Origin of the sequence: Prosthecobacter dejongeii, assembly GCF_014203045.1 — a bacterium.
Lineage (GTDB): Bacteria > Verrucomicrobiota > Verrucomicrobiia > Verrucomicrobiales > Verrucomicrobiaceae > Prosthecobacter > Prosthecobacter dejongeii.
On sequence record NZ_JACHIF010000001.1, the window covers coordinates 342,058 to 367,542 of the forward strand.

Genomic DNA, 25,485 nt, shown 5'->3' on the forward strand with positions numbered 1-25,485 from the left:
TCTTTTTCAATAATGAATCCCTTTATTATCCCCCGCTTGGGTGACGTAGCTAATTAAGCAAATCACTTTATCAACGTTCAGACTAGGTGAAGCACAGGCATGAAGACTTATGATTTAAAGGTCTCTCCTTTTCATGACTGAACGATCTTTCAGCACGGCACCTGTTTAGATACCTTTAAGATTCGAAAACGAAATATGAGAAGCTGAAAAGAGAGAGCCACTTGCAGGCTGCCGTCTTATTTCTCAAATATGATTTTTCACCCATTTATTGCTCAGTTTAAATTTTAGATATGCAATAGGTGTAAATCATAACCTTGTAGTTCAATAAGAAATACCACCCTTTTTCTTTGCATTTTTGATATTATTATAGAAATTATAGTTCGGTTTCAAAAAATCCGAATCAAATATGAAAATCGACACCCACACCGTTTACTCACGTCGTCTCGCTCACCGCTCTGGGATGACGCTCATCGAAATCAGCCTCGTGATCGCCCTTCTTTTGGGTCTGATTGCGGTGGTTTTCCTCGGCATCGGCAGTTATCGCCAAGGTGCTGACAAAGCGAAATGCAAGATGCAGCTCGCTGCCGTGCAAAAGGCTGTCCGCTCTGGTGCCAACATGCAGAACCTCGCCGCACTTGCCACCTTGGCTGAAGCGAGTGTCTTTGGAGCAGGGCAGTTGATGGAGAATGAGCCCGTCTGCCCCTCAGGCGGTGACTACACCTGGCAGGGCACAGTGCCAGCAGTGGGCGTGCCGTACGGTAACTGCGACTTTGCAGGAACTGGCCCTACTTCCACCCACGTGTTGGCTGCTGCAGACACCACGGACTGGTAATCCAGTAGGCTAAGACCGTCGCATTTTCCTCCGCACCTGGTCCTTATCCTTTCTTGGCCATGCTCAACATCACGGATCCCTGTGAACTCAAAGCGGCTGACATCTATCGTCAGGCGCGCACAGTGGCATCCAAGACGAGCCGTGGCACGGACAGTCATTGGTACCGGGTGCCGGAGGAGCTGCCATGGCAGTGGCATTTGTGGTTCGACGGTGGTCGTGAAGTATGTTCGGCCACTTATTCAAAACAGCATCATCGCTGGCGGCCCGGCCCTCATTTACCCCTTGCCAATCTCACCACGGGTGAAGGTGTCGGGGAAATCTTGGGAGAGTTGATGTCTTCGACTTATTTCGATGACAAGCCTAAAGCGCTGGGAGTGATCCTCCATGTTGCGGATGAGTTTTCACTCGCCGAAATCGCCCAGGCAGGAGAAGTGGTGGGAGAGACTGGCGATGATTTTCAAATCCTCCGCTACAATTTGGTGGATGATCCCCGTGAAGTCTTAGCGGACCGGGAAGTTTCCTCGGAAGCGAATTCGTGGCGGCTCTTGCCCTTCTGGGGTGCACCGACAGGCCAGGCACGCTGCACGGCCATGATGCTGTCACGCAGCCGCGAAGCTTTTTTGCAAAAGTTGTTAGCCTCAGCAGAGGATCTGCGGATGCCCGTCCGTGTCGCGGTCACCAGTGCAGCACTCGAAAGTCTAGCGGCACTGCCCATTCTGCGTCCTGATATCACTGGCGGCTGCCTCGTCGCCATTTCTTTCTACAAATTTACGGCCGTCTTTGCCATCAGCCCTGATGGAGAATTGCAAACGGCGCGCAGTCTAGCACATCGCGGAGGTTCACAGGTGCCTTCAGGCTTTGGCGACATCCTTTGGACCATGGCCATGGGGGCCGAACTGGAATCCACCAAGGTCTTGTTAGTCTCTGCCCAGGCTAGCACTTTGCAGGCTGCCTCACAGGATCTGGACCTCTATTCCAGCCGTCATGCCGTCGAGTATGAAACTCTGAATTTAGCTGAACACTCTGCCTTAACGGAGATCCCTGGTCACCGCCCTGAATTTTTGATTTATGACACGGCGGTGATGGAGCCAGTGCGCACAGGTAAAGCGCCTCTAGCCCAGACAGAGACCTACCGTTCCCTATGGGGAAACTGGGGGCGGCAGAGCTTCATGGACACTGGCCGACTGGATAACCTGTATCCTGCGCAGAGTGATTTGCGACTTCTGCGTTTTTCCTCCTGGCTTGTTTACCTGCTGGCCTTTGCGCTTCTCAGCACAGCAGGCTACGGCACCTATTCGCTCTTTGCGGCCATGAATCATCCTTCCTGGGAATTGACGCCCGAGCAGATGAAAAAAACCCAGGCGCAGCACACCACCCTACTGGAAGAGAAGAAGCAAATCGATATCACCTCACGTCTGCTGCAACCACGCTCGCGCGGGTGGGTCACATTGGAATTTCTATTGCAGCTCTTCCCAGAGGACTCAGGAGTGAGGCTGGAAAGTTTCCAATACAACGCTGAGGCGACACGCCCGGCTGCCCCCGTGGCTAAAGGAGCCGTCGCAGACTCTGTGGGCATCAGCCGCACTTGGACATTGAAAGGCCTGGTGAAGCCTAAAGCTCTAGAACTGCTAAGCACGCTCAACAGCCAACGTGGGCTCAGTGCCTTTTTTGATCGAGTGGCTGAGGCCACTGGGGATGATTCTTACCGCCCTAGCCCCACACGCCAGCTTACCGTCGCCCTCACCCAAGGGCGGAATGCCCGCTTTGATACGCAGGCTGCTCCAGGGGATCTCGCACGCGATCCTACCCTCGCTTTTCCTTTCAGTTTCGAGGCCACGCTGACCCAAACTCTCACTGATAAAGACACCTTGTCTCTCCCGCTCGCCAAACCCTTTTAATCTGGACTCATGAGCGCCTACACCCAGCCCATTCTTCGCTTCGGGCTCATCACCCCTGCCATCTTCAATTGTCTGCTGTTAGCCGGTGCCATGGCCGGAGTCAGCAAGTTGACCACCGTGCGCGCGGAAAAGGAAGAACGCTACAAGGAGCAAACACAGCGCCTGTCTGCGATGAAAAAACTGGAGACTGAAATCGCACCCAAGCGCAAAACCTTTGAAGATCAGAAAGCCATTTTGAAGGCAGATCCAGGCCAGCTTTTCACGCGCATCCTCGACAACTTGCTACCTAAGTACAAAGAGATCGAACTGGAGAGAAGTGGCCTCGTTTTCCCACTGGATCGTGGTCGTTTTGGGCGGCAGGTGAAGGCCGATGCAGCCCGGGTCAAAAGTAGCTTCCAAGGTGGGCTAGGCCCCATGCAGGAAGCTCTCCTGCAGGTGGAGTCACTCATGCCTCAGGCGATTTTGGAAGACATGAAAATCACCCGCAAGGCAGATCTACTTATCAGCCAGCGGGAATATCTAGTGCTCGAAATGACCCATACCTGCTGGAAAGCCGAGGAGGAAAAGAAATGAACCGGCTACCGACACTCTTCCTCTGGGTGCTGGCCCTCTGCCTGCCACAGCTACAGGCACAGACAGCGAAAGCTAAAAGTAAGCCTTCTTCGCCGACGCGGGCGCCCCTTTTTATGGGCAGCGAGAAAGCCTCCTGGTTGCCAAAGACGGAGCTGTTGCCCAAAGGTGAAAGCATCGAAGCCCAGGCTCAAAAGTTAAGTTCACGGCTGCGGAATATGGACCCCTTCGGTCTTTCGACTTTCCCACGTGAAGATGATGCACCCGTCATCGAAGAAGACATCTACCGCAGCACTCCAAAAATCACGCTTAATCAAGCCCTACAAACTCTGAAGATCAATGGGGTGAATCTACAGCGGAGGGAGTTCCTCATCGGAGGTCGTCAGGCGGGTGAGGGTGATGTCATCGAACTCGTCTATAAAAGCGAAATTTTCCAAGCCCAGGTCATCGAAGTCAGTGCCACTCAGCTACTTTTCAGAGATCTCAAACGGGATGAGACCGGCGTGCTCAAACATGACGTCATTCCTCAGTTGGCCATCGAGCCGCTGCAAAAGATCGCTTCCCAGTTCGAGAGCCGCATGACTCCCGTGGAACCTGCACCTCCCGCCAAACCATGAACACTCGCCGTCTCAGTTTCCTGTCTCTGCTCTGTCTCAGCCTGAGCGCGAATGCGCAGCAGGAATCGGTTCCTCAGCCCCTGCAAACACTACCTGTAGGAGCCGTGGATCTTTCCGCACGCCTCGGTGGCCTATCCAGCCTGCCTGCGCAGCCAGAAGACGGCTACTGGATTGATAACGCCCCCATCAATGAAGTCTTCCAATACCTCTCGCGCAGCGCGGGGCTGCAATTCTTCCACAACAACGACCTCAATACCCCGCAGTACAATGTCACGGGCCATCTCAAGCTGGATGATCCCCGTCAGCAAATGGAAGACCTAGCCGTCGCACACGGCCTCTTTGTTTATCAGCAGCGCTCTTCCATCAGCCTCATGACGGAACCTCAACTGGCCAAACTGCCCGTAGAAGTCATGAGTTATCAGCTCAAATATCTGCGTGGAGCGCCTTTAAACCGCAGCATGTCTGCCCAAGCATCCAGCGGAGCGGGTGGCGGGGAAGAAGGTAGCAGCAGTAGCGAAAGCTCATCGGGCCCCACCTCCGACTTTGAAAAACTCAAAGCCATCATCAAACCGATGCTCACCCGTGAGGTGGGTCAAATCGAGTTCGAAGAAAAAACCAACACGCTTTTGATTAGCGATAACACCATCAAACTGGAGCGTGTGCGTAAACTGTTGGAAGAGATTGATAAAGCCAAGCCGCAGATCATGGTCAATGTGCGCGTCCTCCGCATTCGCCGCAATCAAGGCCGTAACGTCGGCGTGGACTGGAGTCGTTCTCTCGGAGAAGACGGCACCAGCATTACCATTTCCCAGAGCCTCAATGCCCTCTTTAATCTGCCGGATATTAGCCGACTGACCCGAACCGGAGATCCGGATAATCTGAGTAGCAGCCTCAACCAAGTGAATACTGAAGGCGCAGGCCTGGTCTTTAGCAACGTTCAGGTCGAAGCGATTTTACGCGCCTTGCAAGGAGCCGACTTAGTCACCCAAGAAGCCTGCCCCACCATCATCACGGAAGATAATGAGCAAGGACTCATTTCCATTGTGGATCGCTTCCCCATCATCACCTCCGATATCAGCAACACTGCGGCGGGCCAAAACATCACGGATAAAGTGCGGTACAAAATCGACAGTGAAGACCCCAGTGCTACGCAAGAGCCCGAAAAGAATCGCGAGATCGGCGTGACCCTTTCCGTCACCCCGACTCTGCTGCCAGATGGTACCGTGCGTATGAAACTGCGCCCACGAGTGGCTAAAATCGTGGAGCTCATTCCTGGCCGAACCAACAATTTGTTTCCCCGCGTCAGCGAATCCACAGTGGAGGCCATCAGCCGAATCCCAGCGGGTCAATCCTTATTCCTTGGCGGCTTTTACGATTACAGCAATAGCGAAGGCAATAACAAGGTTCCAGTCCTGGGCACCATCCCGCTGGTGGGGAAACTCTTCAGTTCCGACATGAAAAAACTGGAGCAGGTGAGCCTCGTCTTTGTCATCACTCCACGCGTTTATGATGCCTCCGACATTGCGGCTATCCCAGAGATGAATTGGCACACACGCGAATACTCCGGAATGCAGCCGGAAGACCTTGGTGAAGCCTCCGTCCTGCTACCCAAGTCTGACTGGCCGAATGCCACGCCAAGTAGCAAAAGCCCAGATTTCCCACCTGAAGCTCCCACTGTTCGCGTCACCCCCAAGTCCTCCTGGGTGAAGCGGCTCTTTGGCAAAAAAGACGACACCACGCCCTAATCCGCAGAGTCTAAAAGCCCCCTTTGATTTCTGACATGACTGAATCCATCACCGGCTTTCCACTTCCAGCTAAGACGGACCGCCTCAGTCTGCAGCCCGTGTTGGAGCGCATCGCCCAAACGACGGTCAAGCACCTGCGGCAGGGAGGATATGTCTCAGAGGCTGAAGCAGCCCCCTGGATCCCGGCTTACCTCACGGCCCTGAATTCCGCCCACCCTCCGGCAGATTTTCTCACTTACGTGGCGGACGTTCAGGCTCAAAAACATTCCTTAACCCAGGAAGGAGAAGTCATCCGCATGCAAAAGCTGCTGCGCAATTGCCTGAATGATCGCGTGCATTACTGGAGCTTTGGCCCCCTACCCGGTAGAGCTACCGCACTGTATGATCACTGCTCTGGCCTACGGCCTGTTTGCGCAGCCCTGGGCTGTCCCGCGACTCTCGCTGGGGAGACGAGCATCGTCCACATCGGCTCTATCAATCCTGTATCTGCACTCGTCGCCTCCTTCTGGATCAGCCATGAGCTGAACCGGGAAACGGATGGTGACGCCCCGTTTGTATTCTCCTTCCTCATGGACCTGCCCGCGTGGCAGATCCTCATGCAAAATCACTTTGCCGCATGAACCTGAATCTCGGCATCGAATTCAATGACACCATCCAGCGGCTCATCATCAGCCAGTTGCGTGCTGCCACAGCGGGGAATGAAACCCTTTCGGATGAAGCCATGGTGCGCAAATGCTCCAAGACGCGCATCCTAGGTGCCGTTGGTCGTGCCTCAGGGCTCCCGGCATTTCCTCAGATCCGCGAAATGGCAGATGCAGAGTTCGTCGGTTATTGTGACCCCGTCGTCCTTGCCCGTGGCATGTTCGTGCCACTGCGCCGCAGCTCTCAGCAAATTTTGTTAGCCGTCGCCAATCCCTGGGACTACCGGGCCGATGACTACTGCGCTAGCCGCTTTCCTGAAGATGAACTTTTAAAAGTCGTCACGTTAGCTTCGGAGGTCTCAGCCGTCATCGAAGGCTCCTCCAACTCATCTGGCCCGAGTCGGGCAGAACTTGAGGCGGTGGAAGTCGAAGAGTTTTCCAATGAGAGCCCTGACTTTGATGTCACTCGCCTCTATGACGAGCCTATCGCTCAGCTCGTGGCCAGCATGGTCAGTGATGCCATCAAGCAGCATGCCTCAGACATCCACATCAAGACGGAAAAGACCAGTTTTCAGTACTGTTTCCGAGTGGATGGAGATTTAGGAGCCCGAGTCGAAATGCCTGTGAAACTGCGGGATCGCGTGGACGCCTTTTTGCTCAACTTGATGCGTCTCGCCCCAGAGGAGCGCAGCAAACGACCCGGCATCTCGGGGCGCTTCACCGCCAGTTATTATGGGCGTGCTGTGGGGGTGCGTTATGAGCGGCACCGCACTTACCGCGGTTACCATGTGACCATGCGCTTGCTCGATAAGACGCATCTCGAAGCACGTCTCGGCATGGGCACACTTGCCTTTGATGAAGATACTTTGTTTGAGCTCGACAAGGCCATGGCCGTTCCTTCCGGCATCATCGTCATGTCTGGCCCCACAGGCTCTGGGAAATCCACCACGCTCAATGCCATGCTGCGTGAGTTAAACCACCCCGAAGATAACATCCTCACCCTAGAGAACCCGGTGGAAGATGAGATCCCTGGCGTCACTCACTGTGACTTGCGCGATTCCTCCGAGTTCAAACCCATGATCGCCAGTTTCATGCGGTCAGACCCCGATGTCATTCTCATGGGCGAGGTGCGCGACCGTGAATCCGCCGAGCTCGCAATCGAGGCCGCCATCACCGGCCACAAAGTACTCACCACGATTCACACGCCCCGAGCCTCGCAGATCATTGAGCGTTTTCAGCAGCTCGGCATGGAGCGGTGGAAAATCGCCCAGACGCTCAAAGCGGCCTGCGCCCAGCGTCTAGTGAAGCTGCTATGCCCCGCCTGCCGAGAGAAGCGTGAGGGCATCCCAGAACGCGAAATCCGCCTATTTCATCTGGATCCAGCCTGGGCTCAGCGCCCAGTGTTTGTGCACCGAAAAGAAGGCTGTCCCGAATGCAAAGGCCGTGGTTATGCAGGCCGTACCGCCATCTTGGAGATCCTGCCCATCAGCCCCAAGATCGGTGACAAACTGGCCAAGGGTGAGATTACCCCTTTTGAACTGGAGCAGGAAGTCCGCCGTGAATCTGGCCTGCCTTCTCTGCGGGACAATGGGCTAAAACTCATGGCCGAAGGCAAAACGGACCTCGATGCACTGAAGAAGGTGCTGGACCTCACTTATGAATCCTAAGCCATGAATGCCTTTCAAGTCACCCTGCGTAACATCAAGAGACCGGATCAGTCCAAGGTCCTTGAGTTTGAAGCGCCTAACCGGGAACAGGCCGCTCTGTTAGCAGCCAAACCCGGCTTCCGAGTAGCCATGGTGAAGCCTCTGACTGGAGCCCGCAAAAGTGAAAAGTCTAACAAAGCCATTTCACGAAAAGAACTCATCAAACTCTTTCGCGGTCTGGCCTCTATGCTGAAGGCAAACATCAGCACGGCCGATGCTCTGCTATACTACTCCCAGGGTCTGCCGAACCCAGAGTTGCAGACCTCGCTCATGAACATTCGCAATCGGCTAGAGGCGGGATTACCCGTGCATGTGGCCTTTGCGAAAGAGCAAAAGTTTGACACCACCATCATCACCATCATCGAGGCTGGGGCCGATGCAGGCCAGCTTGGGGAAGCGTTCAGTTCTCTCGCACGTCGTATTAAGATCGAGCTCATGTTCGCCAGCAAATTGCGCGGCGCTCTTCTGGTTCCATCCTTGGTTATTCTTTTTCAGATCGGCCTATTCATTTACTCTCAGGTGTATGTCGTGGCTCAGGTGGAAGAAACTTTGAAGAGCGTGCGCCAAGAGCCAGACCCTATCTCGGTGGTCATCTTTTCCATCAGCCATTTGGTGCAAAAAACGTGGCCTTTTTTTGTCATCGCACTGGCATCCTTCATCACCGCTATTTTCCGCTCAGCAGACTTTCGGCAGACCTTGCTGATTCAGGCCATGAAACGCTGGAAGCTACTGACCAAGCTGGTCATGGGCCTGCGCCAGAGCGCCTACATCGGCACCCTACAGATGCTGTATGCCAATGGCATCAACCTAGCCCGCGCCTCTGCTCTGAGTGCCCGGGTGGTGCAGGGCACCCCGATGTATCCTGATTTCATCAAGGCCTCGCAAGTCTATGAATCTTCGGGGGTCCCTTTCGCTGAAGCCCTAAAACGCAACACCAATCTAGATCCCCAGGTCGTGCACATGATTGGCATTGGCGAACGCTCTGCATCGCTGCCTCAGCAGCTCGAGCTGCTGAGGGATATCTATGAGGAAGATACAGCGGCCATCATGTCTGACTTCACTCAGGTCATCAACTTCCTCACCCTCGCCTTAGCCGTGGTGCTCATCGGCTTTGTCTTCACGGGCTCCATGCTGCCCATCTTCCTCATGGGCCCTCGCATGATGCAATCTGGCAATATGTAATCCGGTTTTATGAAAACGTTCCTCCTCACCTTCCTGCTTCCTGCTGCCTGCATCTTGGCTGCAGAGCCAGCTCCAAAGCTGGTTCCGCGCCCTATTCCCGGCCTTACGCTGCCGACAGCTACGGAGGCCCTCCCCGTTATCTCATCGGTGAAGCCCAGCATCCCAAAAACAGTGGCGGTGCCTGCCGCCACCAATCCTGATCAAGCCCGCGTTCTCTACATTCACCGTCGGGCAACACTGCCAGTGGAACTCACCCAAGATCTCCCTGTGGCGGCCCCTCAAAAGGTCTCTTCATCGAATGTGCAGGTGCGGCAAGGCAGCGTGAAGATCATTCCCAAAAACCAAGTCGCCAATCTTTTGCAGCCCACCAACTAATCCCATGAAAACCTGCCCGCATCTCCCCACCGGGCTCTTTCGAGCCCACAGGCCCGGATTTACCCTGATCGAAATCAGCCTAGTGATCGGCCTGTTATTAGGGCTCGCCACGTTTGCTGGCATGAATATCTCGCAGGTGAGGGACTGGCAGCGTGGCAAAGATGCCTCGGTCTCCCTCCAGGCCGTTTTCGCCGCCCAGCGGGCCTACATGGCGGACCATCCTGCAGATGACATGGAAAACGTAAGTGCCTCACAACTGCAAGTTTACATGCCCGAAGGATGGACGGGGATCCCCACTGTTCTCAGTCTCGACAACGATTCCCTCACGGTGGATCATTCGGTCATGCCTCCCCAGCTTCTATTGGGAACCGCGCCTTATGATCCTTCTGGGAATGGAACTGATGGACTTTGGGACACAGGGCAGTGACATTCCACGCATCTCACACGCATGGCTCCTGCCCCACTTTTGCACATCTCAGACGGCACCCGCTTTGGCTACCGCACAGGCTTACCCTGGAGTCGCCAGTCCCGCTGCTTGGTCGAAACCGCTCAGGAAATCACCACCGGGCCTGGCCTGCACCTCCTCGTCGCCCCGAATGGCACAGGTAAAACCACCCTGCTACGCACCCTCGCTGGACTCTCACGCCCCCTCACTGGCACTTTAAAAACGCAGGGCTGTGTGCACTACTTTGCGGATGAATTAAAGGCCGACCCCGAAATCAAAGCCCGCACCTTCTTCCGTGCTTGGTTTCGTTCCGCAGCACTGGCTCAAGCTGAAAAACTCGCCGAAATCCTGAGGCTGGATCTCAATACTCAGATCGGTAAACTCTCGCGAGGAAACCGACAGAAAGTCCTCCTCATTTTAGCAGAAATCAAAGCCGCACGTAGCCAGGGCAGCGTTTTACTGATGGATGAACCCCTCACTGGACTGGATGCTGAAACGCGGACCCAAGTCACCCAACTGTGGGCGGAAACAGGCCGCACGACCGTGCGCCTCATCATCATGCACGAGCTGGAATGTGTGCAGCAGGCAGACTCCCTGCTCACCATCGCCCATGGCAAGCTCAAGCATGCCACCACCCGCACGGGTGATAGCTGGATGAAGACCTACCAAACATTGCAATCATGAAGGACCTCCAATCATGGCCCCTCTTTAGGCTGAGCCTCGCCGGTCTCATGGGCCGCGGCAGTTGCTGGCTGCTATTACCCGGAGCACTGCTGTTTGTCTGGATCGCACCGCTGTTGACCCCGTGGGAGGAAAATCCACAAATCCTCCAGCCAGCCAGGGCACAGGCCGCCTGGATCTATGCGTGGGTGGCCCTTTTCACTTGGCTCCCTTTCCAAGCCTCGGCCCTGGGGCAGCGGCTGCGGCGGGATGGCATGCTGGAGCACTTGCATGCTGGCGGGGTGGGGAAGGTCCACCAGTGCCTACAGCTCAGCAGCGCCTTGTGGATCTGGATGCTGGCCATCGTTGCCACAGCCGCCCTCGTTTGCGTCACGCTCACCATGCCAAAAAGACCTGAAGAAGCGCAGCAGTGGGCCACCTTGGTTCTCCAATACAGCCTTGTCTTTTCACTGTGTGCAGCCCCTCTTCTCCTCCTGGCAGTAGCTCTGGGCACACGCACGGCAGAGATCATCGCCTTTCTCCTGCCTACTGGGTTACTTTTCTGCGGGCTCTTCGGGGCAGCTTGGCTAGCCCCTATCTTGGGTGGGGCAGAATCGAACGTGTTAAAGTCTTTGTGGGTAGCCTTGCCTCACTATCATCTGGCAGATCTCACGCCACGACTCGTGTTTAAAATGGGCCCGCTGCCAACAGCGGATTTTATCGGCGTCGCCCTCACCCTGGCACTTCAGGGCGCTGCCATTTCCCTCTTTGGTTTATGCCTCTTTCGCACACGCTCCTGAGCCTGACAGCGGCAGTAGGTCTTTGGTGGGCCGGCCACGCAGTCACCTGCACGCAGCCTTCACTCCAGGCGGCCAGGACACCCCCTGCCTTTGCCTTCGCAGGCAGTGCCTACGGCAGCCTCACAGCGCGCTTGATACGCGACTCGCTCTACAGCTACTGGCATGGGGGCGAGAGCACCACCGCAGCCGCAGTGCCAACCCCAGCTAAAGGTAGCCCTGCCCCGCCACCGCCAGCAGGACGTTTTGCCCGAAAAGGCATGCCCGCACCTCCGCCGCCCCCGGCCATTTCATCAAAAACACCGTGGCTACAAAAACAGGTGGATGAACTGGCCCGCCTGGAAAAAAACCGCACCCGACGCAACAGCACATTTCCTCTTTCACAAGCTCATCAACGCTACCTCAATGCCGCAGGCGATGTGCGGCTGCGCTTTGCCTATCAGCTCGACCCAGGAGATGCCACGCTCTACGAAATCTTGCACTACCACATCGCTGCGCGCACTCGGCCATCGGAAGCTGCGGTGCCGATCCTCCAAGCCCTGGCACAGCAAGCCATGAACTACGGCCTGCGCCAAGACGCCAGCTTGGCCGATGCCCTCACTGGAGCTGGGGCCGCCATCAATCTACTGAATGAACAACTGCGGCCTGAACGCATACTCCGGGATGCACAGGCTATTTCTCAGCATCGCGATACCCTGGCCCGCTGCCTTGACCATTATCAAAACGTCCGCAGCACCGCACAGGCTGAAGGCTGGTGGGAAAACATACCGCCTCTCCGCCGGCAAGAGTTGGAAGAGCACGCCAAGTTCCTCACCCACATCCGTGAGGTAATCCAGCGCACCCAGCCTTCCACTGGGCCAGGGCCTTCCAATGTCCCTTTATTAAAAACACCTTAGCGTTAGCCCAGAAGGTTGGCATTGAACACATCCTCAGAGATCACCCCACCGCGGTAATGGTTCATGAGGCACTGGTCCCAGCGCAGATTTCCCTTATAGCGCAGAGCATCCGCTAAGGAAGTGGCACTGCCATCGTAAGCGCGCATCCCTGCGGCTACCGCTTCATTCGTGTTTTGCAGATACTCAGTCACCAGCACACGTCCGTTAAATCCCGTGAGCAGTCCCTGGGAAAGCACAAAGGTCAGGGTTTCACTCAAGCGATGCAAGATCCCCGACTGCTGTTCTTTGGGGAAAAACTCCAAGATACGGTCAATCGTCTTCACTGCACCGCGAGTGTGCAGAGTGGAAAGCACAAAGTGCCCTGTCTGCGCCGCCTCGATGCAAGTCTCCATCGTTTCACGATCACGAATTTCCCCGATCAAAATAATGTTAGGCGTCTTGCGCAGCACTTCTTTGAGCCCGCTCTGGTAGGAGATCGTGTGCCGCCCCACCTCTTGCTGCGTCACCAGAGAGGGGGCAGGAACGCGTACCCCAGCCTGGTTCGGGTCATCCATCGTCGTGTCATAACGGTACTCGATAGGATCTTCGATGGTGACAATGTGCTTCTGAAAATTCCGCCGGACCCAATCTAGAATCGCCGCTAGCGTGGTGGATTTCCCTGAGCCCGTCGGGCCCGTAATCAACCCCAGACCAAACCGACGCTGCATCAGATCGCGCAAGCTATCAGAAATCAGTGGATCAATGCCAAGCGTCTCCAGTTGAGAAATTTTAGCCCGCAGCCAGCGGCAGGTCACGCCCAGACCATGCTCACTCAAATGCACCTGAACACGCATGCGCACGGGCGAGCCCAGCGCCCCTTCCTCACAGCTAAAGTCAATCACTCGGCGTGAGCGCACCAGTTCCCACATGCGGTCTCCCGTGGCACTGGCTGCATCATCCGACCAAATCTCATGCGACTGACGTGTGTACAAGCCCTCGGCGAGCCGGGCAACGGCCTCTGCATCTTGGATACCGAAAGATTCGGCAATCTCCAACCCTCGATTGGTATGCAGGTAGATCAAGCCTCCTGTCCGCACCTGCACGTCCGAAATTTCTCGCCCAGCAAAAGCGACGGCAAGCTGACCTAGAATATCAGGAGAAGTGGGGGCAGAACACATAAAAGGTTAGACAATCAATCTTGCGGAATCTCTTCGATGACAACGAGCCAATTCATCGGGTGAATCGGCGGCAGTTCAGCCGGGCTGCGAAGGGGCGTTAATTCAGCCGAAATACTATCTGCATGCACCGCATCATCACTGCCAGATTTCATGTCGAGCGGCTTCCAGGGAGCTGCCGTGCCACCTGTGGCTAGACTGCCTAACTGGCCACGATGATCAATGGGACGATTGAAACCAGTGGTGCCCACTCGTAGCTCGGCGGCAAAGATGGACAGCGGTGGATAAAACTCCGTGGCTTCGTCCAGACCTGAGCCCACCGGCACCCCAGAGGCTGCCACCGCATTCAGGTCATCCCCCACATACACTCGTAAAGGTGCCACGATGGAGAGCCCCGCCGTGTAGTTCGTGAGGTTCTTACCCTGACGAATAATGACACACATATCTTCCACGGCAGGAGGTTCACTAACGGTTCGAACGATCAAAGGTTTCAGGCTAGGATCCACTCCAAAATAAAGACTGTTATTCTTGGCTACAGAGGCACCGCCCTGGGCCTGCAACCAGGCATCCAGCAGCATCGGGTGAAACGTCACACAAGAACGACTGTTATTGGTCAATTCCACCTGGAAGGGTATAGCCGCCCCCCCTGGCTCAAAACTCGTTGGCCAGTTCACTCCACGACGAAGAACCACTTCCGAAAGACTGCCTCCCTGATTTAGAAACCGAACCCGTAAAGCCGTGGGCGTTTGATCCTCAAAACTCACCATGTCAATGGCCTCCACCGTCATGGCACAACGCTGCCCTCCTGCCGTGTAGTCATCCCAGGCAGTTGAGGTGCTTCCAGCCGATCTCCGCCGCAGATACCCTGCCCCAGTCGGTAGAGGCATGAAGCTCAACCTGCCCGAATTCGCAGAAATCGCTACGGGTAAAACATCCGTTCCCTCGGCTGCTTGCAGCCTCTCCCGCTCTCCCATGGCATCGAAATTGGACGCCACCGTGACACCTCCGAGATCCATCTCCTGTGCCAGTTCGATGCCGCTTCGACCCGCTAAACGCGTGGCTCCATAGGCCCCTTCGACCCTCATCTGATCTGCATAAACGGAGCCCTGAATACTCACCGCCCCAGCGTTCCAGGCCGTGCCGTCTTGATGCGTGCCGATGGAAGCAAAAGTCGCCGCCTCGATGGGCATTTGCGAAGGCACCTCGTAAAGAGACAGCACGTAATGGCGTGCCACACTGCTTCCTCGATTGCCATAATTTACCGTGAAAGCCCACCAGTTACGCTTCGCCACGAAAGGAGCCCCAGGTGCTGCATAACCAAAACGAATGTTCGGGTATGGAATCAAATTGAAAGTGGGATGTGCACCCACATCAGCCAGCAATCCTGCCTCTTGGGTGGTATATCGCTTCAAGGGCGTGATTAAAGGCCGCTCTGCATCCGCCGCCTGAAGCTCAGCACTCATTTCAAGCAAGGGTGGCACTTTCCCTGCAAACGCTGGCTGCTGAAAGACGGCCTCATACGCCGTTGTGCCTGGAGTCACTTGCCCAGTCACCCCAGAGAGAGAAGTGATCCAACTTTGTACCTGTTCACTGTCTCGATCTCCCACATCGCCACTGCGTTTCCCGGTCAATCCCAAAGACTGAAGAAGCGCCGGAGACAAACTTTGAGAGGCCGAAGAAAGTGCCACAGCCTCACTGAAAATGGCATTCCAGTCATGGGCATCCCCAGCGGCAAGATTGGCCCGCAGACAGTCAATCACCTTGTTTGGAAATACCGCCACCAAAGCCCTCATCAGAGCCTCCTCACGCTGATGATAATCCAGACGCAATTGCGTCTTAGACGCCTGGTCTCGATTCATCAGCGTCTTTTTAAAAAGCATGGTGAGACTAAAGGTTAACATCAACGCCAAACCTGTCACAATCGGCAAAGCGGCATAACCACAAGTCTGTTTTTTGAAATAGCCTTTCATCGGGCACCTCCACAGTAGCTGATTTCTTCGCCATTCGGCCCCGTCAAAGTCACCATGAGGATGCCCTCATCTGCACGAAAAGTCGCCGCTTGCAGACCTTGACAGATCAGCCAAGAACTGACTGTCCCATCTGGCTGTGCCGTGTAAAAACGCAGACTGGTGCCCGTGGCCCCGACTTCAGCCGCGATGAGACGCTCTGTCGTCGTTTGCGCAGCGCTTTTGAAAAACAACTTCACCGCTCCACCACCCGTGAGGATCGGCGTGCCGCCCCCCTGTGAAGCTTCAAGATTTGTGTAGATAAAGTAGTGGTCTGCCTGTTGAAAAATACGGCCCAAAATATTGCCTATTTTAGGCGCTTCTTCGGCCAGAAAAGACTGGCGTTGCGCCAGCGCCATGAAGCTTAGATGCTGCTGCAGCATCACCACCAGGGCACCACTGAGCATCACCATCAGCCCCATCGCTGTGGAGATCTCCATGAGCGTGAAACCTGCACGCCGGCGTGAGGGCATGAGACGTTTCATTGCACACGAAGGGTGGACCTGCTTTTGGTGTATTCATCCTCACCGATGCGATAAATCAAAACGGAATGCAGACGCCAAACAGCCAGTGCCACCGATGATTCACCGTCCGCTTCCCAGGTGCGAAAACGCTTCAAAATCGCCGATACACCTCGCCCTCCAGGCAGCTTTCCCAGCGTCACCGTTTGCTCATTCACCGCAGTTGCATTGCCGGCAGGAGCTGGCCAAGCCGAGCCCTCCCCCGCAACTTCGACAAAAGGCAGCCGATTTGCCAAAGCGGTTTCACGGCTCAGATAAGCATCCGTAAGCGTCTGCATAGTGGACCATTGATTTCCCGAAATGGCCAGAAGAGATGCCCGCATCAGGATCAAAGCGAGCATGGTGGTCAGACCCAAGGCAACTGAGACTTCGATCAAAAGACTTCCTCGCCGAATCCGTGAAGCATAATGGAGCTTTGTTTTCATGGTGCGGCGCCCACTTCTCGCGTGCTGATCTGCCCTCGTGAAGTTATCACCCGGTCCACCTCAAACGTGACATGAAAGAGACGCTCCGGCGCACGATTGAAAAAAGGCGTGTGCGTGATCACCTCAAGGGTGTAGTGCCCGTCATCAGGCGTGTAGTTGGAAAGATCGTCAATGGAGATCGAAAAACTCTGCGGCACGTTGGTGGGTTCCTCCACTTGCTCGGGATTGTAATGCCTGCCAAATCGACGCTCAGTCCCATTCACCAAGGTTCCAACGGTTCCCAGCACTTGCCCTCCTTTATACAATTGAACATAGGTGCGCGAGTCTGGATAAAGGTGCTGGAAAGACACCACGATAGAGGGAATCCGATCAATAAAAACCTGGCCAGGACTGACGTTAGCCGCAGTCGCGACTGGCACGGGCCAAATTTCGATTTTCGGCTGCATCAGGATGGTATCAGGCACCAGATAGGAAGCATAACGCACAATGGTAAAACTCTGTTCCCCATTGCCTGAACTCACCGTGGGAGAATTGAGCTGATGATAAAGAGGACCGAAAACATAATCTCCATTCTCTAAATTGGAATCCTCCAATAGATACTGCGGCTGGTTCAGCCCTGAATAGGTCGTAGCATCGAAATTACGTCCATTGACCGCCAAATAGACCGTGCGCTCCGCCGTGCTTGTGCTGGCCTCCACCAAGCCTTCCACGTGAATGTTCATCGTGTAAGGCCTGTCCGCCCGAGTACGCTTGACAAAAGTGGTCCCGGTGGGATCACCACGCACATAATCGTCTTCCGTATCAATGGTTACGCTAACCACCGGATTGTATGTGCCAATCAGCTTCGTATCTAACAGATAAACGTTTGTATCCCAGGCCGTACCTCGCGCAAAAAGCTCATAGAGCGAGCCCGTCTCATTCACGCGCACAGGGGCTGTATAACTGCCTCCCGTGCCGACAATGGGTGTGTCATAAATTTGACCTGTCGCTAGGTCCGTCTGCCGCACCCAAGCTTCAGGAGTCTGGGCCATAAGCCCAGTAGCGATCACATTTAAAAACACGTGTTTAAGATTCATAACTCACGGTTTTTTTTCAGATGAAGGTTCTTCAGCAGGCTCTAGAATCGTGATTGGGCCGCCCTTATAAATAGCCACCAAAAGACGCTGATCATGAGCCACGCTAGCAAGTAATTCCTTGGCAGCTTGACGATTCCCGCGTGACATTCCCAGAGTCACTTCTCGTCCGCCTAACCAAGATTCATTTCGTTTTAGAAAGTTAGGCCAGAAGGTAAAATTTCCCTGAGGCTTAGCCAACACACGTGAGCGTAAAGAGGCGGGTAAGTGCAAGATGGAACCCACCGGAACCAGCGTGTACATTTCGCCATCGCTGAGGATGATGGATTTAGTCCAGAGCGAACTCTCCAATTTAGGGGGAGTGCCCACGACTGGCTTGGCCTGGACCTTGAGTTGCGATTTCAAAGATGGAGTAGTCATCACCTTTTGACGCAAGTTGGATTCTGAAATCACATCACGTGCCAGATTCTGAGACCTCTCTTGGGCAATCAGGCCTCCCAAAAACGAAGCCACCCCCAGCGCGATGATCTTCCCGCGCCACAAGGTAACGGAAGCTGTAGCCACACGGTTCATCTGGGGGGAGAATTCCTTCAACCAAAGCGCTTTACTCTCTGACAATGGTCGCTACTCCGGCAGGATTGGGACTGTCTTCCAAGATCCACTGTCCTGAAGCAAATGAAAGAGAGCCTGTAGGAATAGGCGGATCTTTTTGATACTCCCCTAACACGTTAAAAATGCCATTGGGCTTGTGAGCATTGCCACCCCCTTGCCAAGTAATTTCGATATCAATGGGCGCAGAAGTCGCCTTGAAAACAGCCGCAGGCGTAATCAAAATCGTTTTCAGCGGGGCTGTGTTGTACTCTTGAATGTTGCGAAACTCGATTTGCCCCACCCGCTCGGATGTATTGGTGCCACCACTGGCAGAAACCCCTGCTTTAAGGTGAAACTGCCCACCATTACCATTGGTGCCAGAGGCACCTGGGGCTCCAAGTGTATCTCCCTTGGCCTGAATACCTGAAAACACAAATTTGTACGAGCCGGTTATTTCATGGTCAATTTTAAAGGGAACCCGAGTCGCGATGCGAGTGCCTGCCGCCACACCAGGAGCTCCCAAAAGAATGTCGGCATGAATGCTCGGCGACGCACCGACCAGGAAAATGGCCATGGAAAGCAACAGTTGGGATTTCATAGCATTCTCAATTTTGAATTTCCGGAGTTTTTTGGCGATAACCTAAAAGAACACCCCTATTTTATTATCAAATATGATAATTCGCAATGAAAATTATGTTTTTTCTGTTTAAACGAAAAAATTCAACTTCTCTCAATCTCAAAAATGACAACTCTTGTAGGACAACTTCAATTCAGAACTTGCCTTTTAAGCGGATTTTTACTTAAGTTATTGCAAAAGCCTTAAAAGTGAGCTGATTTTTTATTCGCTCTTTAGAGGCAAAAAAAGTCTCTTTGCCTCAACCAAACCTAAATTGAGGAAGTTTTGTGACCCACGATCACTGCTCACTCCTTGCGGAGACTGACTCCAGAACAAGCTTCGAGGTATCAAACAGGGATTCTTAACGCATGTTTGTGTGTTCCCAAAACACCACCAAGACTGGATCAAGTTTGAGTTCGGTTAATCTGTTTCGGGTTTGCTAAGACCAATCATCAGTTCAGGTCTAACCTATATTATTTTCACCGGGTCATTTTGATTTGGGTCGCAGCGCCTTGACCTCAGGCGGGCTCAGATACCGCCAACTTCCCTTCGCAAGTTCGCCTAAAGTCAATGAAGCAATGGAGACTCGCATGAGGCGGAGTACTTCGATTCCATTCGCCTCTAAAACTCGTCGAATATGACGGTTTCTCCCTTCATCCAACGTGATGGCTAACCAACTATTCTTCACGCCTGTGCGCAATACCGAGACATGCAGCAGGTGCAGGTGCACTCCTTCATACATCACTCCCTGGCGCAAACGCTCTAATAGGCCGCCATCCACCAAACACGCGACCTGGACGTGGTAAGTTTTTTCCATGTGTGTTTCCGGATCTGTGATGCTATGAGCCCAGGCATTATCATTGGTAAAAAGCAGCAGACCTTCACTCGCTTTATCCAGCCGCCCGACCGGAGAGACATGTGGTAACCCCGCCTCCTTAAAGCACTCGTAAACCGTGGCGCGCCCTTCTTCATCGCTGGCTGTCGTGACGAGTCCTCGAGGCTTGTTCAGCATCAAATAGACGTGCTTGGCCGCAGCCACGGGAGTGCCACTGACCTGGATCACGTCATGATCCAACTGCACGGGTTTTTCTGGATCGCGACAAACGCGACCATTTAAAGTCACATGCCCCGCTTTGATGAGATTAAAACCTTGGCTGCGAGAGCAGTGCCCTAGTTTGGATAGGGCGCGAGCCAGTCCAGTGCGCATCATATCATTTCCTTGAAGAAGATGAACGAGTTTATTAAAGCAGGCTCATTCAAATAACAAAAAAAGGCGGGCTCACAAGAGCCCGCCCAAGATCAACAATAGAAATTCGGAACTGATTAGGCCTGAAGAGCAGCCTCATCAATGTTGACCCGACGACCATCTTTGTCGAAACGAACACGCCCAGCGACTAGGGCGAAAAGGGTGTGGTCACGGCCGATGCCAACATTAGCGCCTGGAACCCATTTGGTACCACGCTGACGGATGATGATATTGCCGGAGATGACGCTCTCACCACCGTATTTTTTAACACCGAGACGCTTGCTGTTGCTGTCGCGTCCGTTCTTGACACTTCCTTGACCTTTCTTATGAGCCATGACTTGATCCTCGTGTAGGTGAGATGATTGAAATTACGCGTTGATGGAGACCACTTGCACGCGGGTAAGCGGCTGGCGGTGGCCTTTGGTGAGATGGTAACCTTTACGCTTCTTGAATTTGAAAGCGGTGACTTTGGCAGCCTTGAACTGCTTCAACACTTTGAATTCAACGGTAGCACCTGCGACGGTTGGAGCACCGATTTTGATGTCTGCGCCTGCACCGGCTGCCAGCACCTGGTCGAAAGAAGAGGTTTCGCCTTCAGCAACTTCAAGCTTCTCCACGTCAACGAAGTCGCCCACGGAAGCTCTGTATTGTTTACCGCCTGTTTTGAAGATTGCGTATGCCATAACGTTGTCTGCTGAAGTGTTGTCATCTACCGTGCGGATGTGATCACAAGAGATCAAACGTCCGGCATCGGGGGCGACGATCATGCCACACACCACGCCATGGGCAACCGAATTTTTGAGCTTTCGGCAGGTTCTTGGGTGGAAGAGCCTTTTTACCCCCGCTGCGAAAAGCCTCGGGAGGCATTGACATCAGCCCGGCATCCTGAATATTACACCTCACTACATGGCCTCTGCGTCGCGCTCATTCTTTTGTCGTCTTTTCGCCCTGGCATTCCTGGCGATTTTTTCTGCCTCCTGCTCTTCTGTCAGTGTTGGGACAGGCGGCCAGATTTCCAAGGTCAAATATTACCACCTCGCCCCAGGTAATCCTGTGAGCACGATTGACCCTGCGGTGCAGTTTGAGCGTGATTATCATCTTTTTGGCGCAGTGACGCGGGCAGAGGTCACGGATCGTTTCGGTCATTATTACACCATTTTCTGGAAAGTGAACGACCGCACCCAGCCAGTGACCGTGCGTTTTGAGTACCGCCAGGCAAACACTGGCCTGGATGCCAAGGTGCTGGAGGAAGAAATCTCCGACGTCCGGCGCAGCAATCGCTCTAAGTTTCAGGTCAGTGGCAGTGAATATAATACTTCCGGACGCGTCACAGCATGGAAGGTGACGATCCTGCGCGGTAAGGAAGAGCTGGCCAGCCAGCAATCCTACTTGTGGAACTGAACCTGCTAACCTCTTTTCATCCCCCATGAAATGCTCTCCAAAATCGGCACTCTGGCTACACGCCAGTCGAAAACGTGTCGTCGGGGCTGCATCTGAGAGGATGTTTGAAGCGAATTAAATCTCGAAGACCTCCTCTGACCGCCGTGATTGCTCCATCAACCATTCTTGTGGGCCGAATAGGCAAGGTTTTTTGGTTGCGAGTAGAAGGTCGTGGAACTTTCCAAAATTCAGTTCAGGTCAAAAAAGCCCTGCAAGCTGTCGTCGCCAACGGGACGCATGATCTCGTGGTGGATCTGGAACGATGTCCGATGATGGATTCCACGTTTCTCGGCACCCTCACTGGGGCGGCCCTCCACCTCCGGGAAAAAAATGGTGGTTCCCTGAGTGTTCTGAATGCAAATGCCAGAAATTTACAATTGCTGTCAGACCTAGGGCTGGATCACATCATGGATGTGGATACTCAAGGCAGCGCATGGCCTGAAGAACGCGAACTGGCCTGTGCCCAACTCGCCACTTGCGGGGAAAAAGGTGCCAGTTGCAAACTCGAGCATACCCAGCACGTGCTCCAGGCGCATCAAAACTTGGCGGATATGAGCAACACGAACGAAGGCCGCTTCCGCGATGTCATTCATTTTTTAGAGAAGGAGCTTGAGGAACAGCCAGAACTGGCCACCTCCTGAGGGTTGCCTACGCCGCCTGGATCTGAGACGAATCCCAGCCCGGCCAGCCGCCCGTCATCCCTGGACCCATGACCATCATCATCATCACCGTGCTGAGTCTGTTGCTGACAGGCTGCCTCGCTGCTTTGGTGATCATCTCAAAGAAAAAAAACAAGGCTATTCTCGACCTGCTCAAAGAGGAACAGGCCATCGTGGAAGAAGAGCGCCGCATGTTCGGCTTTCTCCATGATCTGGGTGAGGCCATCACCCGAGAGGACAGCCAGTCCACCATGTACCGACTCATCGTCGAAGGTGCCATGCGAGTTTTGGAAAGCAATGGGGGGGCTCTTTACCTTCTCGATCCAACCGGAAAATCCCTGGTTCCCCGCTTTCATTCAGACCATTCTGCCCCTTTGATTGACCTGCCAGAGCGCATCGCTGCCATGGGCAAAGCCAATGCTTCTGCCCTCCTGAGTTTTCTTCGACTTCATTCTTTACGCCCCGAGGAAGGCATCGTGGGCAGTGTGTTCACCCATCAGAAACCGGAAATCATTGAGGATCTACGCAAAGACCCACGATTAAGCCATCCCAGCAGCTTTCAAAACAACATCACCACCCTCATCGGCCCGTTGAGCTTCGGTCCGCAAAAGTTGGGAGTCCTGGCCGTGACAGCCCCGAAGGGTGTGCGAACTTACAACGACAACGATTTTGAGGTCTTCAAGTCCATCGTCGAACAGTCTGCCTTTGCTCTGGCCAATGCCATGGCACATCAGGCCGCCTCAGAGAAAAAACAAATCGAGGCTGAACTCCGCGCCGCCAGTGAGATCCAGCGCATCCTCCTGCCAGAAAATGACCCCATTCTCCAGGGTTACACGATCGCCGGCCGTAACATCCCCGCCAAAGTTCTAAGTGGCGACTATTATGACTACATTCCTCTATCAGGGAACCGTCATGGAGTGGTCATTGCAGACGTCTCGGGCAAAGGCACCGCCGCAGCCATCATCACCGCCATGTGTCGCAGCATCTTGCGCAGCAATGCGGAAAGCAGCCCCTCCCCTGCGGCTGTCCTCAGCGCCGTGAATCGGCAGCTCGCTCCAGACATCCGGGAAGACATGTTCATCAGCATGATCTACCTCGTCTTTGATGCCGAGACGGACCAGATCACCCTCGCCCGCGCTGGGCATACCCTTCCGCTCATTTGGCGCAAGGCCACCGGCAAGGTCGAAAGCCTGCACAGCGGCGGCTTAGCCGTGGGGATTGATAAAGGGGACGTCTTTGAGCGTGTCACTAAAGACCTGACTTTCCAAATGCAGCCAGGCGATTGCCTCCTCCTCTACACGGATGGCGTCAATGAAGCCCTGGATGGTAAGGGCCTCGAATTTGGCGAGGAGCGCATCCACACTACCCTCGCCACCCTGGCCCCTCAAGGAGCTAAAGCCATCATTGATGGCATCATCGCCGATGTGGACAAGTTTTTGGGAGGCAAACGCTCCCACGATGACATCACCTTGATTGCCCTGCAGAAGGCGGCATAATCCCACCCCCGCATCCTAGGTGTGGCGTGCTTATCTAAAGTCCAGCCCAGGATGCACCCACTGTTTCCCCCAACCTTCAAACCCCCTCAAAAACACCATGTCCGAGCCGAGTCCCTCCCCCGAGACCCAGCCTGAAATCCCTGAGTCTCCCGTCACCGTCGAAGCTGCCGAAGCCCCAGCTGACGGCCAACCCGACGCCACTCTCAGCCCCCTCGAAGTCGCCCTGGCTGAAGTGGCCCAGTGGAAAGACCTCGCTTACCGCAATGCCGCAGAGCTGGATAACTTCCGCAAACGCACCACCCGCGAAGCCCAGGAAACCCGTGCTTTTGCCAATGCTGACCTGCTTCGCTCCCTGTTCCCCATCCTCGATAATTTCGAAATGGGTCTGGAAGCCGCCCGTGCGGAGTCCGAAAAATCCATGATCTTCATGGGCATGAACATGGTCCACCGCCAAATCACCGATTTCCTCCGTGAGCAAGGCGTGCAGGAAGTCGAAGCTTTGGGCAAACCTTTTGACCCCAACCTTCACGATGCCGTCTCCCAGGAAATCACTCCTGGAACCGCTGAAGGCACCATCCTGCGGGTCACCCGGCGTGGCTACAAGCTCAAGGATCGCCTCCTCCGCGCCGCCAGTGTCATCGTCGCAGGCGCACCTGCCCCAGCTGAAACCACCCCGGCAGCGTAACCTTTTTTTGCATTCCTAATCATGGCAGACAAACGCGATTATTACGAGGTATTGGGCGTCTCCAAAGACGTCTCTGCCGATGAACTGAAAAAAGCCTACCGCAAGCTGGCCGTCAAATTTCACCCGGACAAAAACCCCGGTGACAAGACCGCTGAAGACAAGTTCAAAGAGGTAGGCGAAGCCTACGACATTCTCAGCGACGACCAAAAGCGCGCTGCCTATGACCGCTATGGTCACGGAGCCTTTGCGGGTGGCATGGGCGGCCCCAGCGGCGGCGGGGGGGGCGGTTTCCACGATCCCTTTGACATCTTCCGCGAAGTCTTCGGCGGTGGCGGCGGCGGAAACGCAGGCGGCATCTTCGAAAGCTTCTTTGGCGGTGGCGGGGGTGGTGGACGCCAGCGCAAAGATGGCCCCCAGCGCGGTAGCGACCTCCGCTATGGCCTGGAAATCTCCCTTGAAGAAGCCGCCACAGGTTGCGAGCGCGAGATTGAGTACGAGCGCCTCAACAGTTGCAAAACCTGCTCCGGCAGCGGTTCCGCCAGTGGTGGGGGTAAAAAGACCTGCCGCACTTGCGGTGGCGTGGGTCAGGTCATCTCCTCCCGTGGTTTCTTCCAGATCCAGCAGACCTGCCCAGACTGCAGCGGCTCTGGCGAGGTCATCAGCGACCCGTGCAAGACCTGCTCCGGCAGCGGCCGTTCGAAAGAACGCACCAAAATTCGTGTGAAAATCCCGGCAGGTATTGAGGACGGCTCCCGTCTCCGCTCCGGTGGTAATGGCGACTACGGCAGCAAAGGCGGACCGGCAGGGGATCTCTACATCGTCGTGCAGGTGCGCCAGCACGATATCTTCGAGCGTGAAGGTGACGACCTCCACTGCCAGATGCCTCTTAGCTTTGCCACGGCCACCCTGGGTGGCGAGACCACCGTCCCCACCCTGGAAGGCAAGGCCAACCTGAAAGTGCCCGCTGGCACCCAAAATGGTACCACCTTTCGCCTCCGGGGCAAAGGCCTCAAAACCCTGGGAGAAGACCACCACGGCGACCTCTACGTACACGTGCAAATCGCTGTGCCGACCAAACTGACGTCTGAACAAAAGACCCATCTGGAAGCCTTCGCTAAATCCTTCGGCGAGACGCCCTCCTCCACCATGGAGCAGAGCTTCTTTGATAAGGCCAAAAAGTTCTTCAAATAAGATGATCCCTCACGGGCG

28 protein-coding genes are annotated in these 25,485 nt (G+C 54.7%); 18 read left to right on the forward strand and 10 right to left on the reverse strand.

Features of this window, described 5'->3' with window-relative positions:
* The first annotated feature begins 406 nt into the window (after positions 1-406).
* The 13 genes from HNQ64_RS01110 to HNQ64_RS01170 are packed head-to-tail and all read left to right on the forward strand — an operon-like array spanning position 407 to position 12,364.
* Positions 407-832 (forward strand): type II secretion system protein, encoded by a 426-nt coding sequence (locus tag HNQ64_RS01110; RefSeq protein ID WP_184204443.1) that lies wholly within the window; start codon positions 407-409, stop codon positions 830-832.
* A gap of 59 nt (positions 833-891) precedes the next feature.
* Positions 892-2,730, forward strand: a complete 1,839-nt coding sequence (locus HNQ64_RS01115; RefSeq protein ID WP_184204444.1) for a hypothetical protein — start codon at positions 892-894, stop codon at positions 2,728-2,730.
* A 9-nt stretch (positions 2,731-2,739) separates the two neighbouring features.
* Positions 2,740-3,303 carry a hypothetical protein gene (locus HNQ64_RS01120; protein ID WP_184204445.1) on the forward strand — a complete coding sequence of 188 codons (564 nt, stop codon included), beginning with the start codon at positions 2,740-2,742 and terminating at the stop codon, positions 3,301-3,303.
* Entirely contained in the window at positions 3,300-3,917 is a 618-nt protein-coding gene (locus tag HNQ64_RS01125; RefSeq protein ID WP_184204446.1) for a hypothetical protein, read from the forward strand. Before HNQ64_RS01120 ends, HNQ64_RS01125 begins: the two co-directional genes overlap by 4 nt.
* Positions 3,914-5,662: a type II secretion system protein GspD gene (locus HNQ64_RS01130; RefSeq protein WP_184204447.1), complete on the forward strand. Its 1,749-nt coding sequence runs from the start codon at positions 3,914-3,916 to the stop codon at positions 5,660-5,662. Before HNQ64_RS01125 ends, HNQ64_RS01130 begins: the two co-directional genes overlap by 4 nt.
* A 35-nt stretch (positions 5,663-5,697) precedes the next feature.
* Positions 5,698-6,282, forward strand: coding sequence for a hypothetical protein (locus tag HNQ64_RS01135; protein ID WP_184204448.1), 585 nt, complete (start codon positions 5,698-5,700; stop codon positions 6,280-6,282).
* On the forward strand, positions 6,279-7,970 hold the full coding sequence (locus tag HNQ64_RS01140; RefSeq protein ID WP_184204449.1) for a GspE/PulE family protein: 1,692 nt from the start codon (positions 6,279-6,281) through the stop codon (positions 7,968-7,970). The genes HNQ64_RS01135 and HNQ64_RS01140 overlap by 4 nt, the downstream gene beginning before the upstream one ends.
* A gap of 3 nt (positions 7,971-7,973) precedes the next feature.
* Positions 7,974-9,191 (forward strand): type II secretion system F family protein, encoded by a 1,218-nt coding sequence (locus tag HNQ64_RS01145; protein ID WP_184204450.1) that lies wholly within the window; start codon positions 7,974-7,976, stop codon positions 9,189-9,191.
* 9 nt (positions 9,192-9,200) lie between these two features.
* Positions 9,201-9,566, forward strand: coding sequence for a hypothetical protein (locus HNQ64_RS01150; protein ID WP_184204451.1), 366 nt, complete (start codon positions 9,201-9,203; stop codon positions 9,564-9,566).
* Between the two features lie 4 nt (positions 9,567-9,570).
* Complete coding sequence (locus HNQ64_RS01155) at positions 9,571-9,993, forward strand: type II secretion system protein (protein WP_184204452.1); 423 nt, start codon at positions 9,571-9,573, stop codon at positions 9,991-9,993.
* Positions 9,994-10,014: 21 nt separating this feature from the next.
* Positions 10,015-10,695, forward strand: a complete 681-nt coding sequence (locus tag HNQ64_RS01160) for an ATP-binding cassette domain-containing protein (protein ID WP_184204453.1) — start codon at positions 10,015-10,017, stop codon at positions 10,693-10,695.
* Positions 10,692-11,471, forward strand: coding sequence for a hypothetical protein (locus tag HNQ64_RS01165; protein WP_184204454.1), 780 nt, complete (start codon positions 10,692-10,694; stop codon positions 11,469-11,471). The genes HNQ64_RS01160 and HNQ64_RS01165 overlap by 4 nt, the downstream gene beginning before the upstream one ends.
* The gene (locus tag HNQ64_RS01170; RefSeq protein WP_184204455.1) at positions 11,447-12,364 is read left to right on the forward strand and encodes a hypothetical protein; all 918 of its coding nucleotides are present in this window, start codon (positions 11,447-11,449) and stop codon (positions 12,362-12,364) included. Before HNQ64_RS01165 ends, HNQ64_RS01170 begins: the two co-directional genes overlap by 25 nt.
* A 2-nt stretch (positions 12,365-12,366) precedes the next feature.
* On the opposite strand, the gene HNQ64_RS01175 is transcribed toward HNQ64_RS01170, so the two are convergent.
* From HNQ64_RS01175 to rplU, 10 genes are all read right to left on the reverse strand, one after another.
* Entirely contained in the window at positions 12,367-13,521 is a 1,155-nt protein-coding gene (locus HNQ64_RS01175) for a type IV pilus twitching motility protein PilT (protein WP_184204456.1), read from the reverse strand.
* Positions 13,522-13,535: 14 nt separating this feature from the next.
* Positions 13,536-15,419 carry a hypothetical protein gene (locus tag HNQ64_RS01180; protein ID WP_184204457.1) on the reverse strand — a complete coding sequence of 628 codons (1,884 nt, stop codon included), beginning with the start codon at positions 15,417-15,419 and terminating at the stop codon, positions 13,536-13,538.
* 65 nt (positions 15,420-15,484) lie between these two features.
* Complete coding sequence (locus tag HNQ64_RS01185; protein WP_184204458.1) at positions 15,485-15,997, reverse strand: PulJ/GspJ family protein; 513 nt, start codon at positions 15,995-15,997, stop codon at positions 15,485-15,487.
* 8 nt (positions 15,998-16,005) lie between these two features.
* Positions 16,006-16,470, reverse strand: a complete 465-nt coding sequence (locus HNQ64_RS01190) for a hypothetical protein (protein ID WP_184204459.1) — start codon at positions 16,468-16,470, stop codon at positions 16,006-16,008.
* Positions 16,467-17,546, reverse strand: a complete 1,080-nt coding sequence (locus HNQ64_RS01195) for a hypothetical protein (RefSeq protein ID WP_184204460.1) — start codon at positions 17,544-17,546, stop codon at positions 16,467-16,469. The genes HNQ64_RS01190 and HNQ64_RS01195 overlap by 4 nt, the downstream gene beginning before the upstream one ends.
* Before the next feature lie 3 nt (positions 17,547-17,549).
* A complete protein-coding gene (locus tag HNQ64_RS01200) occupies positions 17,550-18,116 on the reverse strand; it encodes a hypothetical protein (protein WP_184204461.1) in 567 nt (188 codons plus the stop codon).
* A gap of 31 nt (positions 18,117-18,147) precedes the next feature.
* Positions 18,148-18,732, reverse strand: coding sequence for a hypothetical protein (locus HNQ64_RS01205; protein ID WP_184204462.1), 585 nt, complete (start codon positions 18,730-18,732; stop codon positions 18,148-18,150).
* A 505-nt stretch (positions 18,733-19,237) separates the two neighbouring features.
* Positions 19,238-19,960: a pseudouridine synthase gene (locus HNQ64_RS01210; protein WP_221305300.1), complete on the reverse strand. Its 723-nt coding sequence runs from the start codon at positions 19,958-19,960 to the stop codon at positions 19,238-19,240.
* A 113-nt stretch (positions 19,961-20,073) separates the two neighbouring features.
* On the reverse strand, positions 20,074-20,331 hold the full coding sequence (gene rpmA / locus HNQ64_RS01215) for a 50S ribosomal protein L27 (RefSeq protein WP_184204463.1): 258 nt from the start codon (positions 20,329-20,331) through the stop codon (positions 20,074-20,076).
* Positions 20,332-20,364: 33 nt separating this feature from the next.
* Positions 20,365-20,679 (reverse strand): 50S ribosomal protein L21, encoded by a 315-nt coding sequence (gene rplU, locus HNQ64_RS01220; RefSeq protein ID WP_184206098.1) that lies wholly within the window; start codon positions 20,677-20,679, stop codon positions 20,365-20,367.
* 223 nt (positions 20,680-20,902) lie between these two features.
* Here rplU and HNQ64_RS01225 point away from each other — a divergent pair, with 223 nt between their 5' ends.
* From HNQ64_RS01225 to dnaJ, 5 genes are all read left to right on the forward strand, one after another.
* Positions 20,903-21,397, forward strand: coding sequence for a hypothetical protein (locus tag HNQ64_RS01225; protein ID WP_184204464.1), 495 nt, complete (start codon positions 20,903-20,905; stop codon positions 21,395-21,397).
* Positions 21,398-21,540: 143 nt separating this feature from the next.
* Entirely contained in the window at positions 21,541-22,077 is a 537-nt protein-coding gene (locus tag HNQ64_RS01230) for an STAS domain-containing protein (RefSeq protein ID WP_184204465.1), read from the forward strand.
* 68 nt (positions 22,078-22,145) lie between these two features.
* Entirely contained in the window at positions 22,146-23,591 is a 1,446-nt protein-coding gene (locus HNQ64_RS01235; RefSeq protein WP_184204466.1) for a PP2C family protein-serine/threonine phosphatase, read from the forward strand.
* A 97-nt stretch (positions 23,592-23,688) separates the two neighbouring features.
* Complete coding sequence (locus HNQ64_RS01240; RefSeq protein ID WP_184204467.1) at positions 23,689-24,276, forward strand: nucleotide exchange factor GrpE; 588 nt, start codon at positions 23,689-23,691, stop codon at positions 24,274-24,276.
* Between the two features lie 21 nt (positions 24,277-24,297).
* Positions 24,298-25,467, forward strand: a complete 1,170-nt coding sequence (dnaJ, locus tag HNQ64_RS01245) for a molecular chaperone DnaJ (RefSeq protein WP_184204468.1) — start codon at positions 24,298-24,300, stop codon at positions 25,465-25,467.
* Positions 25,468-25,485: the final 18 nt, after the last annotated feature.

Coding starts and splice junctions, on each gene's coding strand:
- HNQ64_RS01115 (WP_184204444.1), top strand. CDS start 892: ATGCTCAACATCACGGATCCCTGTGAACTCAAAGCGGCTGACATCTAT.
- HNQ64_RS01125 (WP_184204446.1), top strand. CDS start 3,300: ATGAACCGGCTACCGACACTCTTCCTCTGGGTGCTGGCCCTCTGCCTG.
- HNQ64_RS01235 (WP_184204466.1), top strand. CDS start 22,146: ATGACCATCATCATCATCACCGTGCTGAGTCTGTTGCTGACAGGCTGC.
- HNQ64_RS01185 (WP_184204458.1), bottom strand. CDS start 15,997: ATGCCCTCACGCCGGCGTGCAGGTTTCACGCTCATGGAGATCTCCACA.
- HNQ64_RS01165 (WP_184204454.1), top strand. CDS start 10,692: ATGAAGGACCTCCAATCATGGCCCCTCTTTAGGCTGAGCCTCGCCGGT.
- HNQ64_RS01160 (WP_184204453.1), top strand. CDS start 10,015: ATGGCTCCTGCCCCACTTTTGCACATCTCAGACGGCACCCGCTTTGGC.
- HNQ64_RS01225 (WP_184204464.1), top strand. CDS start 20,903: ATGGCCTCTGCGTCGCGCTCATTCTTTTGTCGTCTTTTCGCCCTGGCA.
- HNQ64_RS01150 (WP_184204451.1), top strand. CDS start 9,201: ATGAAAACGTTCCTCCTCACCTTCCTGCTTCCTGCTGCCTGCATCTTG.
- HNQ64_RS01145 (WP_184204450.1), top strand. CDS start 7,974: ATGAATGCCTTTCAAGTCACCCTGCGTAACATCAAGAGACCGGATCAG.
- HNQ64_RS01155 (WP_184204452.1), top strand. CDS start 9,571: ATGAAAACCTGCCCGCATCTCCCCACCGGGCTCTTTCGAGCCCACAGG.
- rpmA (WP_184204463.1), bottom strand. CDS start 20,331: ATGGCTCATAAGAAAGGTCAAGGAAGTGTCAAGAACGGACGCGACAGC.
- rplU (WP_184206098.1), bottom strand. CDS start 20,679: ATGGCATACGCAATCTTCAAAACAGGCGGTAAACAATACAGAGCTTCC.
- dnaJ (WP_184204468.1), top strand. CDS start 24,298: ATGGCAGACAAACGCGATTATTACGAGGTATTGGGCGTCTCCAAAGAC.
- HNQ64_RS01200 (WP_184204461.1), bottom strand. CDS start 18,116: ATGAACCGTGTGGCTACAGCTTCCGTTACCTTGTGGCGCGGGAAGATC.
- HNQ64_RS01190 (WP_184204459.1), bottom strand. CDS start 16,470: ATGAAAACAAAGCTCCATTATGCTTCACGGATTCGGCGAGGAAGTCTT.
- HNQ64_RS01195 (WP_184204460.1), bottom strand. CDS start 17,546: ATGAATCTTAAACACGTGTTTTTAAATGTGATCGCTACTGGGCTTATG.
- HNQ64_RS01130 (WP_184204447.1), top strand. CDS start 3,914: ATGAACACTCGCCGTCTCAGTTTCCTGTCTCTGCTCTGTCTCAGCCTG.
- HNQ64_RS01120 (WP_184204445.1), top strand. CDS start 2,740: ATGAGCGCCTACACCCAGCCCATTCTTCGCTTCGGGCTCATCACCCCT.
- HNQ64_RS01175 (WP_184204456.1), bottom strand. CDS start 13,521: ATGTGTTCTGCCCCCACTTCTCCTGATATTCTAGGTCAGCTTGCCGTC.
- HNQ64_RS01110 (WP_184204443.1), top strand. CDS start 407: ATGAAAATCGACACCCACACCGTTTACTCACGTCGTCTCGCTCACCGC.
- HNQ64_RS01205 (WP_184204462.1), bottom strand. CDS start 18,732: ATGAAATCCCAACTGTTGCTTTCCATGGCCATTTTCCTGGTCGGTGCG.
- HNQ64_RS01240 (WP_184204467.1), top strand. CDS start 23,689: ATGTCCGAGCCGAGTCCCTCCCCCGAGACCCAGCCTGAAATCCCTGAG.
- HNQ64_RS01180 (WP_184204457.1), bottom strand. CDS start 15,419: ATGTTAACCTTTAGTCTCACCATGCTTTTTAAAAAGACGCTGATGAAT.
- HNQ64_RS01210 (WP_221305300.1), bottom strand. CDS start 19,960: ATGATGCGCACTGGACTGGCTCGCGCCCTATCCAAACTAGGGCACTGC.
- HNQ64_RS01170 (WP_184204455.1), top strand. CDS start 11,447: ATGCCTCTTTCGCACACGCTCCTGAGCCTGACAGCGGCAGTAGGTCTT.
- HNQ64_RS01140 (WP_184204449.1), top strand. CDS start 6,279: ATGAACCTGAATCTCGGCATCGAATTCAATGACACCATCCAGCGGCTC.
- HNQ64_RS01135 (WP_184204448.1), top strand. CDS start 5,698: ATGACTGAATCCATCACCGGCTTTCCACTTCCAGCTAAGACGGACCGC.